We start from the raw sequence: 14219 nt of genomic DNA on the forward strand, positions 1-14219 counted from the left end.
AGGTACTGACTTTAATTGAAATGCAGGAATTGCTTTCCTATGTCAGATTATTAACCACATAAGAGATATAAGGAAATTTAAGCCGTTTATCACTAAATAGCAATAAAGGTCTTCGACAAGCTCAGACTGACAACACGGATTATTAAATTGGCTTACATTTCTCTTTTAGCCACGCTGCTTCATCTGTTGAAAGAAGTGGCTGAAGCTTCTCAAACACCATTTGATTGTATTGATTTAACCACTCAATCTGATCTGGAGCCAAAAGTGTTTTATTGATAATCGCGGTATCGATAAAACATAAGGTTAAGGTTTCGAAAGTGAGAAAATCGCCAAATTCACTACTGCCCTTAGCAATACATAAAACCAGGTTTTCGATGCGTACCCCATGTTTTCCAGGGCGATAAATTCCAGGCTCAATGGAGGTTACCATCCCTGGCTTAAAGGCAACATCTACATTGGCTGGACTAATATTCTGAGGTCCTTCGTGTACATTCAGAAAAAAGCCGATACCGTGCCCCGTTCCATGGCCAAAATTTATGGCATGTTCCCAGAGTGGTTTTCTACAGATGGAATCGATCTGATAACCTTTGGTACCTTCTGGGAAAATCAGTTTAGAACCTTCAATCAGGCCTTTTAGCACTAAGGTATAATCATCGGACTGGGTTGATGAGCAGTTACCGATAGGCATTACCCTGGTAATATCGGTCGTACCATACAAATACTGGCCTCCTGAATCGACGAGAAACAAACCATCGGCTGTAATTTCCTGATTGCTTTCTGCTGTTACATTATAATGCGGCAAGGCCCCATTGGCATTGTAACCGGCTATGGTATTAAAACTTATGCCTACGAAAGAGGCTTGTTCTGCTCTTAATGTGGCCAATTTCTCTGCTGCAGACCATTCTGTAATCTTTTCTTTGCCTAAATGATCTTCCATCCATTTAAAGAACTTGGTTAAAGCAACCCCATCATTTAACATGGCCTTACGAATGTGGTTAACCTCAGTGTTATTCTTTAAACTTTTTAAGTGTGTGCTTGGATTAATGCCTGAAACGATTTTAGCTCTTGAAGGCAAACACTGGTACAAGCCAAAACAAGTGCGTTTAGGGTCAATAAACACCTGCGCGTCTTTTGGTAATTTTTTTAATACCTCAGCCACCTCACCATAGGGATGCAAGGTTACGCCCTGCTGATTTAAAGTATCGATATCTGTTTGCGACAATTTTTGTTTGTCGACAAAGAGTTTTAGCGCTGCAGGCGCAATTAAAGCAAAACTTAAGGTTACAGGATTATAATCTACATCTTTTCCCCTTAGGTTAAAAAGCCAGGCAATGTCATCAAGCGATGAAATAAAATGATAATCTGCACCATTTATTTTTAAAGCAGCTCTTACCTGAGTTATTTTAGCGGAAACGGTAAGCCCCGCAGCTTCTTTGCTTATTAAAATGGCATTTTCTTCTGGCAACCCTGCCCTATCGAGCCAAATGGTGCTGATCAAATCAACGTCAGTTATTTCAATTCCACGCTGGGTTAAACTGTTCTGCATCTCGAGGGCTAAACCTACCGTAATGAGCTGATGGTTAAAACCTACTTTTGCACCCTTTGGCAAAACTTCGAGCAGCCAACCAATATACTCGGGTGTATGCGGTACTTTCAACTTTACCAATTCGTAACCAGTATTGTTTAATTGTGTTTCTGCCTGCGTAAAATATCGCGAATCAGTCCACAAACCAGCAAAATCTTGCGTGATGACCAGCGTGCCAGCCGACCCCGTAAATCCACAGGCAAAGGGAATAGCTTTATAATGTGCCGGTAAATACTCACTAATGTGAGGATCTGCAGCCGTAATAATATAAGCATCTACTTTTTGAGCAGCCATTAATTGGCGTAAGGCCTGCAATTTTTCTACAAAGGTCATGTTGAGGAAGTTTTTTGTAGGGCCAAATTTAAATATTACATTCACATCAGCGCTTAAAACAAGCAGGAATTAATGTAATTTTTAAAACACTGCTGTATTCCCTTAAAATATTTTGGAAATATTAAACGTATCGATCGACCGCCGGCGCTTTAAGCACCTCATAACAATCTGATTTCCCGAAGCACCTTACTTTAAAAACAAGCGCAGATTCTCTTTGGGCCAGTGCATGGATACCTGGTATAAAGCGTTGTTTAAAACGTTTGGGACAAGCCTCTTTATGGCAGATTATTTCGTAACAGTCTTCATTTTCTACGACTACATCAAGCACATACTTTGGCCACTGTTTTTTAATCAGTTTTGGCAACCAGCTAAATTGCTGCATGTTAATCAAATCCCCCATCCCTTTAATTGCCATTGGAGGAATGCCTTCACCTACTATCTGGGCCCAGCTACCCTCAACTTCATCAATAATCCCCAGTACTTTACATCCAGACAGCACCAACCATGGGTCTCCCATGCTGGCCCGCATTAACTGATAGGATACATCTTCTAAAAATTCCTGTTTAAAAGGGTAAGCAAGTTCGATCATAAGCTATTTTCAATTGTTATCGGCAAATTATTAAGTCGTATCAGTTTATCAATCGTCCCAGCAAAACGTTTCATTGAGATCGGTTTACCAAGATAACATTCAAAGCTGGAATCTATTTTTCTCACCTCATTTTCGAGGTGGGCGGACGCATAGATCACAAACCTGGCTTTTGAGCGGAGATGCTGAGATAATTCAGTGCCCTTCATTCCATCCATATCTATATCTAAAAAAAGAAAATCGATTTTATCGCCGGCACTAATTGTTTTTAAGGCATCAAAGGGGTTATTAAAGGCACTAAACAGTTTTAAAAAACGGACACCTCCAATATAATCATGGAGTAAATCAATCGCGTGCTGTTCATCATCAACAATTGCACAGCTATAATACATAGGCAAATTAAGATAGGCTGTACAAAGCTTAACAATGTAAACTTCAATTCCTATTACCAGGCACAAAAAGGGTAAAAGTACGGTAGTAATGGGCATACTAATAAGACAATACATCACAACTTGTACCTATTTCATGATATAAATTAGCCATGAGTCAATTGACACATGGCTAAATCCTTTAAAGTTTAATTTTAACAAAGTATAAACGGTTTCTATCAACCGAATTTGTTAAAGGCAATATTTTTTGTGCAAAACCACTTGCTCCATTATCCACCACACCAAAATCATCATCGTTAGAAATTACGAGGATATTGCCAGGCAGTAAGGCTAAACCTTCTGCTTTATCGTGCGGATAAATGGAAGGCAGATCTTTCAACAGGTCTAAAACAATGGTTTTGCTTACCGGGGTAATTCCCGCTGTGCTCAAACCTGCTGCATTGTTCAATTCTTCCACGGTTTTGCCACCATAAAGTTTTCCTGTTGCACCATTGCCGGAATCAGAAATATCGGTAGCACCGCTCAGGTCTATTTTAAAAACTTTTTTAAATGTTGCCGGGTTGCTTGCTGCGCCGCCATACAATCCATCACGTTCTATGGTTAGGAAAGTAGTACTGTTAACGGCAACAATATCGCTCACGCCTGTTAAAGTAGCGTTATCCATCAGGTAAGCATATTGCTTGGTTGCTCCGCTTGCGATATCAAAAGTCAAAATTCTTAATACCACCGAATTAGCAACTGCAGCTTTAGACGGATTGTACATTGGCGACTGCATCATGCCTACCAAAGTTTTTCCATCTGGGGTAATGGCCAAACCTTCCATGCCACGGTTTGCTCTTCTATTGGCAAATACAGCTGGAATAGTACGCCCACCGGTTCCTGTTCCAAATGGATTAATGCGCTCTATTGTTTTACCTGAGGCATCGAAATGTGCAATATGCGGGCCATATTCATCACTGATCCAAAATGAGCCATCAGCTGCCCTTACCAAACCTTCTGAGTCGATCCCATCGGCACTTGGGGCAATCACTTGTCCGTTTAAGTCGTAAGCAGTTTCACCAGAAGCCCCCATTCCCGCAGGGTTTGGAAGTCCGTTTAATTTGTTACCAGATGCATTTTTAAGTTCGATGGTTTGTTCGAGCACCAATTTCCCATCTTTCAACCTGAATTTTCCTATCTGTGGATCAAAATCAGGTTTTCCGATGATGATGGAGTTCGCGAGCTGTCCGGCAACATTCGAACCCCTATCGGTTAGCATATAAAAAACATCCGGCGAGTTGGGATCGGCGGCAACTGCTGATCCAAAACCTCCGTTGTACACTTTTACGCCGGCAGCAGTTGTGAAAAGCACTGAAGGATCGGAAACTTCTGCAACGGCAGGATAGCTAAATTCTGCAGGGCTTTCTTCGTGGCTTTTCTTACATGATACCATACCGATAGATATGGCTACTATTAGGGTAAGTAATTCTTTCTTCATTTAACTTTTTTGAACAAAGCAAGGATCTAAATGTGAAGGCAATATTAAGGGAATAACAAGAATAGTAATTGACTGATATCCCTGCTAAAAAGACCCTGAAACAAGTTCAGGGTGACGACTTCTTCATACATCAATAATTCACATATTGCTCTTCAAAACTGCCATCAGCGTGTAAATCGACCAGTCCATAACCTGGTGCGGTTTCTCTTCTGTTGCCTTCCCACCATGCACCTGATACGGCACCGTTACAAAGATAGGTAACACCATTGTAAACCACTTTATCGCGCATATGCAGGTGGCCACTTAAACACAGTTTTACATTAGGATGTTGATAAAAAAGATTGATAATTTTGCTCGTATCGGTATGCATATCGCCACCCAACATGGTCCATTTGTTTACAATGTCATCTTCAATCATTAAAAGTGCAGTTAGGATTGGAATGTGCGACATCACCATTACAGGCATTTCAGCATTTGTTGTTTCGAGTTCGTCTTTAAGCCATGCCAACTGTTCGTCGCCCAATTTCCCAATATACCAGGTATTGTCGATATCCAGATGGGTACTATCCAGCACAATAATCTTCCATCCGTTCTTCACCAAACTATAATAAGGCTTAACCAGCTGCAATTTATCCATGGCATATTTCTTCCCGTAAAAAATATCGCCTTTGGTGTTTTCGTTCCACCAGATATCGTGATTGCCCAAACAGTAATGCACAGGAAGGTTACATTCGTTCCTCATCGTCTCTTTTACCAGTTTCCATTGATCGTTAATGGTGCCGATGTTTTCTTTATTCATATCAAAAACGATATCTCCACCGTTTAAAACCAGGTCTATCTTAGGTGATTGCGACTGTAAATGGTGCAGGCATTTAACAAATCTGGCGGGCGCATTAAATTGATTTTTAAGATGCACATCAGTGATGTGTGCCACTCTTAGCACCGGTTTTTTATCGGCTGCCGCCGAAAATGTAGGCAGCGTTGGCAGTAAAAACAGGCCGCCTATATGCTTAAGTGCGGATCTTCTTTCCATAACATTCTTTTTATTGTTTCAAAATTAGCGCTGCCACGTTACTTTAACGTTAAGAAAAAGCGGTGCTGTGGATATACAGACACCGCTATGCAGATTTTGGTATTTTTTAAAGATTTATTGAGTTTTCTTTAAACGATAAGCTTCGATGATTTTATAAAAAATCTGATGGTTTGGATATACTCCCATAAAGGCATCTGAACCAGGACCGTAAGCAAATACAGGTACCATGATATTGGTATGATCGTCTGTACTGAAATTGCCACGAACGGTTCCTTTTCTATAAGAGGCATCCAGAAGTGATAGTCCTCCGGTTTCATGATCGGCAGTAACGATTACCAACGTTTCGCCGTCCCGATCGGCAAACTTTAAGGCTTCACCCACCAGGCGGTCGAAATCTTGTTGTTCGGTTACCGCGAAAGGCAAATCGTTTGCGTGCCCGCCATGATCAATCTGTGCCCCTTCTGCCATGATGAAAAATCCTTTTTTATTTTTCGAAAGCAATTCAACCGTTTTTAAGAACGAAGTCTTCAGCATTTCTCCCCGTCCATCCAATACTTTCCGCGTAGCAGAATCGTCTAAAAGTACTATTTGCTTATCCGCATTTGAGGCAACAAAACTTTTTAGGTCGTTCTGCAGTGTATAACCTTTGGCCGAGATTTTATCCATCAGTTTTTGATCTGGGTTCTCGGTAAAGCTTTTGCGTTTCGAACCAACTAGAATATCAACATGGCTATTCTTAAAATCGGCCGCAATTTCCTTCGTCATAGATCGTTCAAGCTGATGCGCATAAAATGCGGCAGGTGTAGCATCGGTAATATCGCCACTGCTGATGATCCCACTTGTAAGACCATAAGGAGCCAATATATCAGGAATAGACTGAAGTGCTTTACCTGTAGAATCGACACTGATATAACGGTTATTGGTTTTATGCCCTGTAGCCATAGCCGTTGCACCTGCTGCAGAATCAGTAAAATCAGAATTGGAAGCTTCGGTACGCGAAAGGCCAAGATGTTTAATCGTGATGATGTTGGATTGACCAAAATTAGCACTCAAACCTGCCTGAATCTGTGCCAGTCCCATTCCATCCCCTATTAAAAGAATTACATTTTTGGCTTTGCTTTTTAATCCGTCGCTTTTGTAGGTTGGCTGATAAGGTATATAAGCCTTTAAACTGTTATATTCGAGCTTAGCCCGGTTCTGATAAAAATCTTTTAGCAGTGCCGGAAGATCGGTTCCGATCCAATCAACTCCCATATGCTCCAGTTCTTTCCAGCTGTTCGGACTATCTTTGGTTGCCCAAAAACGGAAAGGTTTACCTAATGCATGTACCTTAGCAATCACCGCTTTCATTTTTTCTAAATCGGTTGGCGTTGGAGTACCTTTTCCATTCCATACCGAATAATGAGAAATGTCATCGCTAATCATACCAATATGCTTTAACTGATCGCTTGTGTATTGATTTGCGGGACGGCCATCGAAACTGATAATCGATGGATAATCCTTAAACTTTTCGGCGGGCGGAACAGCTCCACTCATTACAATTTTAATGGCTGAAGGATCGATCCCTTGATCGAAAACAGATTCATTACCTTTTAAATCGGTTAATAATTTCGGAATTACGTGTTCATAATCCTCTTTTATATCGATTACCAGCTGAAGTTTCTGCTTCGGATCTGGATACGGATGCTTGGCATGATCTTTAAAAAATGCCACCAATGGATCGATATATAATTTTTTCAATGTTTTGCCTGAGGTGATTTCGCTGCTATCGTGGGCAACAAACAATTCTCCATTACGGTAAAACACATCTGCTTCAATAGATCCCATACCAGCATAATAAGCCTCCAATAAAGGAATCTGCTGCTTATAATCATTATGACTGTGTCCGTTACCGGTATTCAGTTTCTGCTGGGCAGAAACTGAATGTATACCTAAACCCAACAATAAAATGAGTACCAGTTTATTTGCTTTTACCATCCTGGATTTTGTTTAATTACGCCTGCACTATTATCAATTTCTCTTTGTGGTACGGCCCAAACATCGTGTACCTGTGGATTGAATGTTCTGGCCGGCCAGATTACAGTTCCATCAAAATCGTGTAAAGGTTTGGCATAAGCTACCTGAGCATCACCCCATCTTACTAAATCACGGTGACGATCGGCCCACTCTCCCGCAAGCTCGTTACGGCGTTCGCGTTTAAGGTCGTCTATAGTCATTCCTGTCTTAGTCCCCAAACCTGCGCGTAGCCTAATTTTGTTCAGTTCGGTATCGCCTGCCCCTGCACCGCTAAGGTTAATTGCGGCTTCTGCTTTAATCAGCAATACTTCGGCATAACGCATTAAGGGCACATTTAAATCTGTTGTACCATTGTCTCCATTCGGATTAACATGTGTTGGAATTGGGTTGGCATATGAAAACGGCTCCATATATTTTTTAAACTGGTAATTTGAAGTTGCTCCTCCATCTTTAGTAAAGCTACGCTCGGCACCAAAAAACATAAATTTATCTCCAGGTTTCAAAATAGTAGCTTCACGGCGCTGATCGCCAGCTTCGTAAGAATCGTAAAGTTCTTTGGTTGGCAGATAATAACCCCAACCATTGTAAATGCCCCATGCTTTGTTGGTTAACATTACACCAGGGAGCTTGCTTCCCCAGCCTGTTCCGCCACCGCTTGGCGTACAAACTACAGACCAGATATATTCTTTCGACCAGTTATTTGAAGCCTTAAAAACATCGGCAAAACCCGTATTAATTAAATCATGCTGACCTGAAGTGATGACCATATCAGCATATTTAGCGGCATTGGCATAATCTTTTTTAAACAGGTACACCTTAGATAAGTAAGCCCATGCAGCCGTTTTATGTGCTTTACCGTAATCAGCTGGTTTCATTGCCGAAAACAAGGGAAGGTTATCGGCTGCTTTTAATAAAAGTGAAATGATATAATCGTAGTTTTCATTCACATTTTTTGCACGGGCAATCGGTTGTGAAGGATCACTCTCTGGTGTTACGATCGGCACTCCGGCTTTATCGTTACCATAATTGGCAGCCAACTGGAAATAAACCAGTCCGGCGTTAAAATAAGCATCGCCTATGATCTGTTTTTTCAAGGTTTCATCCATTGTGATGGCTGGTACATTGATAATGATATCGTTGGCGCGTTTAATAATGGCATAACGCATGCTCCATTGGGTTTCGGTATAACCTCCGCCAACATAGGTACGGTTAAAATTTTTGATATTATCGGCCTCTGGTTTGTTACGTCCGGTAACCATATCATCGCTCGCATTGATAAACCAGAACATCCCACGACCGTAAAAGTCTTCTGCATTGTAATTTTCATACATTCCAGCTTCTGCTTTTATGGCATCCTCTTTGGTTTTCCAGAAGTTCTGAGCAGATGGAGATCCTTCAGGTACAATATCAAGCTCTTTTGTACAGGAAGCGAAAAAAGCAAGGGCGGCAAATGCCATATATTTAAAATTTGTTTTCATTGTTGTTTTGTGATTATAGATTTACACTTAAACCAAGGATAAAGCTTCTTGCCTGCGGATAACGACCAACATCCAATCCGTTATTGTCCATTCCGATTTCCGGATCAAAGCCTGAATAATCGGTAATGGTAAAGAGGTTGTTTGCCGTAGCATAAATTCTTACCGCTCCGGTTTTTAATTTATTGGTCAACGATTTTGGTAAACTGTAACCCAGGGTTACGTTACGGATACGCAGGTACGAACCATTTTCGATATAAAAATCGGAAGCATTAAAGTTTCCATTGGCATCACTTGTCGAAATGATAGGCACTTTACCGCCTGGGTTTTCTGGCGACCAGGCATCAAGGATACCGGTCAGTTTGTTATAAGATGGTCCGCTGGCGCTATAGGTAGTACGTTTTACCGCATTAAACAATTTATTACCCTGTACACCTTGCGCAAAAATATTGAAATCGAAATTTTTATAACTTGCATTAAAGCTCAATCCATAGGAGAAATCAGGGTAAGCACTGCCAGCGAAATAACGGTCTTTACCATCAATTGATCCGTCGCCGTTGATATCAACAAATTTAAAATCACCTGCTTTTGCATTTGGTTGAATCTTAGTTCCCTTCGCATTTTTATAGTTATCGACCTCTGCCTGACTCTGAAAAATACCATCTGTTTTTAGCACGTAGTAACTGTACAAAGGCTGGCCAACCCTAATGGTAAGCGGCGCAAGCTCGTTACGGAAGTTGGTCCCCACAGCAATGTTTTCCAATCCTGGCGCCAGTTCCTGTACTTTGTTGTTTATTTTGGTTAAAGTAGCGTTTACACTATAGGTAAATGCTGCATTTTTATCGCTATTATAAGTTAAACCCAGTTCTATACCTTTATCTTTTACAATACCAGCATTTATGGTCTGCGTATTTAAACCTGCTGTTCCAGGTAGCGACCTGGTTAAGATCATCTTATTGGTCTCTTTGATAAAATAATCGGCATTAAGGCTTAATCTGCCCAAAACTGCCATATCAATACCAAAGTTTGTTTGTTTTGATTCTGCCCATGTTAAATCTTTGTTGGCTAAAACAGTCTGTACATAACCATTCTGTAAAGTTGGTGTTTGTCCGAAATAACTTTGTGTGGCACTTAACAATGGATTTACGGCAGAAGCATTAAGCGATCCTAAATTACCCAATATACCATAACTGCCCCTTAGTTTCAGTTCGTTTAACCAGGTTGCGTTTTTAAGAAAATCTTCTTTACTCACTACCCAGCCTAACGAAGCTGAACCATAATTTTTGGTCCTGTTATTTTTACTTAACAGCGATGATCCATCACGACGGCCAATAAGCGACAATAAATATTTCTCTTTGTAATTATAATTGGCCCTTAAAAATAATGAAGAAAGAGCCTGTTCATACATCCCGCTAACCGACGGCTGAATAACTGTTGCGTTAACTAGGTATCTGTATTGAGGCGATTCGTCGTCAAAACCTGCTCCTGAAGCTGACAAGCTATTGCTTTTAGTTTTCTGGAAAGAATAACCACCGGTAAGATCTAGTTGGTGGCTACCAAAGGTTGCTTTATAACTTAAAACCTGCTCGGCAAGAAAATCGTTAGCACGACTGTTGCTTTCCTGTAAACTATTGCTTAATACCGGTTTTCCTACCTCAGGCCTTTTAGGCGTAAAGCTTTTAAATGCCGCATCTGTTTTGGTGATGCTTAAGTTAGATCTGAAAGTTAAACCCTTTGCTAGTTTAATGTTGGCATAAGGATTAACCACAAGCACATTTATAGGATTATTGATATCGATACGTTGCAGATCGGCAACTGGATTAACGATATCGCCATAATCGCCTGCATACTGTCCGCCAGGTAAACCGGCAAAGCTGCCATCGGCGTTATATGGTGTTCCGTTGGTTGGATAATAAATAGCTGAAAGTAAAGCACCGGTATAATCGCTGCTGGTGTTTGCTCCGTTTCCGTTGGTACTGCTATACGAAAGGTTTTCGCCCACTTTTAACCAATTGGTTACTTCATGTTCGGTATTGATCCTGAAATTGTAACGTTTAGTTTTGGTATTTAACACAATACCTTCCGCATTACGGTAATTAAAACTTAGGTAATAATTAGATTTTTCGCTGCCACCGTTTATTGCTGCATTGTAATCCTGTAACAATCCATCTCTAAAAACTTCGTCCATCCAGTTGGTACGCGTAATCTGTCCGTCAGGATATTTCGAAATATCAAAAGCTGGTAATATGGTTGTACCACCGTTTTTGGCAGCAGTTGCAGCCACCTGTGCACGTTGCTGGGCATTTAATGGTTCCAATTTTCTCCAGGCACTTTGTTGTCCTACTTTAGCATCGAAACTAATCTGCATTTTACCGCTCTTTCCTTTTTTAGTTGTGACCAATACCACACCGCCTGATGCCCTGGCGCCGTAAATTGCCGCAGATGCATCTTTTAACACCGAAATAGATTCGATATCGTTTGGATTAAGCTTTGGTGTACCTGAAAATATAGACCCATCGATGACATACAATACATTTTCTCCGTTAATCCCTCCCGCACCGCGGATATTGATACGTGGAGCAGAAGTTGGGTCGCCGCCCTCGTTGGTTACAATTACACCTGGTGATTTTCCGGCCAGTACCTCTCCTACGCTATTTAAGGAGCGCGAAGAAAGTTTATCCAGACCAACAATGCTGATTGCTCCGGTAAGGGTTTCTTTTTTCTGTGTACCGTAACCCACAACCACCACATCAGCAAGCATGGAACGTTCTTCGCTCAACACCACATTAATGACCTGATTTTCACCTACTTTTACTTCTTTGGTGCGGTAACCGATCATCGAGAACGATAATACCGCATCAGCACCTACTTCGAGGCGGTAAGCACCGTTACCATCGGTTATGGTCCCGCTTTGTGTGCCCAATACCTTTACGGAAACGCCTGGTAATGACATACCGGTCGAATCTTTTACTATTCCCGTAATAATCCGGTCTGGTTTATTCTGGATGGCATTGTTTAAAATTACATATTCGCCTTTTTCTAAAACCTGTAATCCAAGCCTATCCAATAGTGACCTTACTGGCTCCGTGGTAAAATTGCCACTTACAAACATGTTTTTTTGTTGTAACTGATCGGGATTGTAAACAAAGCTTAGTCCGGTGCGCGATTCTATTTCTTTGATAATTTCGGTCATTTTACGGCCTTTGTTTAGCGTAATGCTGACAGTAGTTCTCGCTAACTTTTGTGCCATACCAGCCGATGCCAGGATTGAGCTGCAAAATATGCAGAGAATTGAAAATGTTAAACATGAGTATTTCATGATCTTATAAAGAGCTGATGTCCTCTTAGCGGAGGTTGGTTTCATTTGTTTGATTTGTTTTTTTAAAGCTTTTAATTATGCTGGCCTTTTGGCCGGAAAGAAAATTACGGTGGCCAGTCTAACCGGCACCGCTAAGTATTTCTATATTACCTGCTCATCTCATCTGTATATAATAAATGTTTTATGATTTTTTGATCCGTTGAATTTTAGGTGGTGCAGGCTGCAGATGATATCCAAAATCTCGTCGGGCGATTGCCTGCTGCTGAAAACGGCTGTGCTTTTAAGTTTGCTCAAAGCGCTATCGCTCAGCGAAATCTTAATGCTGTACACATATTGGAGTTTGTTGATTATCTGTTCTAAGCTTGCTCCGTCAAAAGCGAGTTCGATATAGGCTGCAGATTTGCTTTTGCCAATATCAGCTCGACCAGCACTTTTATCATAGATTAAAAATTCGTCTTTAATCAATGTGCCCAGTTTTACTTTTTTGTTGCTCACGGCAACCTTTCCGGTAATTACGGCAACTTCGATCTGTCTGCTGGCCTGATACGACTTAACCTTAAAAGAGGTACCGAGCACTTTGATGTCGACCCCAGATGTGGTGTGAACCGTAAATGGCCTTTTTTCCTGGTGGGCTATATCAAAAAAAGCTTCACCTTCTTTTAATTCAATCTGGCGGTTGGTTGAAGCAAAGGCTTTAGGATAGCAGAGTTTTGCAGAGGGGCCTAACAAAACCACCGAACCATCTGATAAAGTAACGCGCTTCCGTTCTGTACTTCCGGTAACTACGGTAACCTGATTTTCAAGCTTCGCTTTGGTATTGAGCTTCCAAATGCTTATTCCCAGTGTAATGATGATGAGTATGGTGGCAGCAACCCTGATAAAAGTCTGTAGTTTGAATACTTTGCCATGTTTTGGCTTTTGGCGCATAGCCGCCTGAACGCGAACAAGCATTTGCGCTCCTATAGCTATTTTGCGATCGGCTGCCAATTCAAAATTTTCCTGATGGAGCCTGGCATACCACTCTTCAACTTTTTTTTGCTCTTGCGGACTTACCTGCTTATCGAGATATTTCTGCAGTAGTTCTTTTGCCTGTTCTTCTGTCATTTAAATACATGTCAGTTGAAAAGCAGATCGGTACTAACCAAGAATGTTATCTATAAATTAACTTTATGTTAAGCCGATTAAAGCCGCAACGAACAGGATATAGGAAAGGCTTTTTTTAAGCAATTTTAACGCTGCAGAAATCTGGTTTTTTACTGTTTGGACCGAAATATCAAGTTCTGAAGCTATTTCTTTGATGGATTTTTCCTGTTTTCGGCTCATTGAGAATACCAATTGCATTTTTTCGGGTAAAAGCGCAATCGCCGCATCAACTTCTGAATACAGCTCTTTTAAAATCAGTTTATCATCTGCCGCCGCCATATGCTGCTCACCCATTAGTAGTTTAAGCGCGCGTTGGTGTTGTTCTTTTATATTGCCCGATCTGAAATAATTAATCACCTTATATTTCACCGCACCATGCAGATAAGCGCCAAGACTTCCCGTTAGGTTAATTGCCGTTCGGTTCTCCCAAAGGGATATGAAAATTTCCTGTGTAATATCCTGTGCCAGCACTTCATCGTCCATTTTTTTCAGCGCAACATCAAAAACATCCTCCCAGTAGATCCGGTAGATCGCCTCCATAGCCTGATGATCTCCAAGCTGTAAAGATAAAAATAATGAATTGTCCAAGGGATGCCGCTTTATAAAGGGCAAAGCTAAGGGGCTAATATTCCCTTAGTATTAACAAATCTTAAAGAGTAGATGATGGAAAATAGACAGGATTCTGCTCGCATCTCCCACATCTTCAATAAAACGGTCGTCATCTCGACTGGAACGCAGTGAAATGGAGAAATCTATGTCAATAGATTTAACTCCACCGAGCTTTCGGGTTTTCGACTGCGTTGCCTTAGCTGTGCGTAGCGTTCCGAAGGGCTCCACGGACAACACAATGGAAAAGAGTCTCT

10 protein-coding genes are annotated in these 14219 nt (G+C 41.1%); all 10 read right to left on the reverse strand.

Annotated elements, in window-relative coordinates; all coding sequences use genetic code 11:
- Positions 1–142: 142 nt before the first annotated feature.
- The 10 genes from AC07VK_RS08025 to AC07VK_RS08070 all read right to left on the reverse strand — a co-directional run bounded on the left by AC07VK_RS08025 (position 143) and on the right by AC07VK_RS08070 (position 13944).
- Positions 143–1918 (reverse strand): aminopeptidase P family protein, encoded by a 1776-nt coding sequence (locus AC07VK_RS08025; RefSeq protein WP_492959579.1) that lies wholly within the window; start codon positions 1916–1918, stop codon positions 143–145.
- Between the two features lie 121 nt (positions 1919–2039).
- A complete protein-coding gene (locus tag AC07VK_RS08030) occupies positions 2040–2507 on the reverse strand; it encodes a hypothetical protein (RefSeq protein ID WP_492956185.1) in 468 nt (155 codons plus the stop codon).
- Positions 2504–2992, reverse strand: a complete 489-nt coding sequence (locus tag AC07VK_RS08035; protein WP_492959581.1) for a LytR/AlgR family response regulator transcription factor — start codon at positions 2990–2992, stop codon at positions 2504–2506. The genes AC07VK_RS08030 and AC07VK_RS08035 overlap by 4 nt, the downstream gene beginning before the upstream one ends.
- Before the next feature lie 82 nt (positions 2993–3074).
- Entirely contained in the window at positions 3075–4370 is a 1296-nt protein-coding gene (locus AC07VK_RS08040; protein WP_492959583.1) for an esterase-like activity of phytase family protein, read from the reverse strand.
- 130 nt (positions 4371–4500) lie between these two features.
- Entirely contained in the window at positions 4501–5403 is a 903-nt protein-coding gene (locus AC07VK_RS08045) for a metallophosphoesterase family protein (RefSeq protein WP_492959585.1), read from the reverse strand.
- 114 nt (positions 5404–5517) lie between these two features.
- Positions 5518–7380, reverse strand: coding sequence for an alkaline phosphatase (locus AC07VK_RS08050; protein WP_492959587.1), 1863 nt, complete (start codon positions 7378–7380; stop codon positions 5518–5520).
- The gene (locus tag AC07VK_RS08055; RefSeq protein WP_492959588.1) at positions 7374–8897 is read right to left on the reverse strand and encodes a RagB/SusD family nutrient uptake outer membrane protein; all 1524 of its coding nucleotides are present in this window, start codon (positions 8895–8897) and stop codon (positions 7374–7376) included. The genes AC07VK_RS08050 and AC07VK_RS08055 overlap by 7 nt, the downstream gene beginning before the upstream one ends.
- A gap of 13 nt (positions 8898–8910) precedes the next feature.
- On the reverse strand, positions 8911–12144 hold the full coding sequence (locus AC07VK_RS08060; protein ID WP_494939793.1) for a SusC/RagA family TonB-linked outer membrane protein: 3234 nt from the start codon (positions 12142–12144) through the stop codon (positions 8911–8913).
- A 228-nt stretch (positions 12145–12372) separates the two neighbouring features.
- Entirely contained in the window at positions 12373–13317 is a 945-nt protein-coding gene (locus AC07VK_RS08065) for a FecR family protein (protein ID WP_492959592.1), read from the reverse strand.
- A gap of 63 nt (positions 13318–13380) precedes the next feature.
- Complete coding sequence (locus tag AC07VK_RS08070; protein WP_492959594.1) at positions 13381–13944, reverse strand: RNA polymerase sigma-70 factor; 564 nt, start codon at positions 13942–13944, stop codon at positions 13381–13383.
- Between the last annotated feature and the right edge of the window lie 275 nt (positions 13945–14219).

This window comes from Pedobacter sp. GW821-FHT01D05, assembly GCF_059422505.1.

Coding starts and splice junctions, on each gene's coding strand:
- AC07VK_RS08040 (WP_492959583.1), bottom strand. CDS start 4,370: ATGAAGAAAGAATTACTTACCCTAATAGTAGCCATATCTATCGGTATG.
- AC07VK_RS08030 (WP_492956185.1), bottom strand. CDS start 2,507: ATGATCGAACTTGCTTACCCTTTTAAACAGGAATTTTTAGAAGATGTA.
- AC07VK_RS08025 (WP_492959579.1), bottom strand. CDS start 1,918: ATGACCTTTGTAGAAAAATTGCAGGCCTTACGCCAATTAATGGCTGCT.
- AC07VK_RS08045 (WP_492959585.1), bottom strand. CDS start 5,403: ATGGAAAGAAGATCCGCACTTAAGCATATAGGCGGCCTGTTTTTACTG.
- AC07VK_RS08055 (WP_492959588.1), bottom strand. CDS start 8,897: ATGAAAACAAATTTTAAATATATGGCATTTGCCGCCCTTGCTTTTTTC.
- AC07VK_RS08050 (WP_492959587.1), bottom strand. CDS start 7,380: ATGGTAAAAGCAAATAAACTGGTACTCATTTTATTGTTGGGTTTAGGT.
- AC07VK_RS08035 (WP_492959581.1), bottom strand. CDS start 2,992: ATGCCCATTACTACCGTACTTTTACCCTTTTTGTGCCTGGTAATAGGA.
- AC07VK_RS08060 (WP_494939793.1), bottom strand. CDS start 12,144: ATGGCACAAAAGTTAGCGAGAACTACTGTCAGCATTACGCTAAACAAA.
- AC07VK_RS08065 (WP_492959592.1), bottom strand. CDS start 13,317: ATGACAGAAGAACAGGCAAAAGAACTACTGCAGAAATATCTCGATAAG.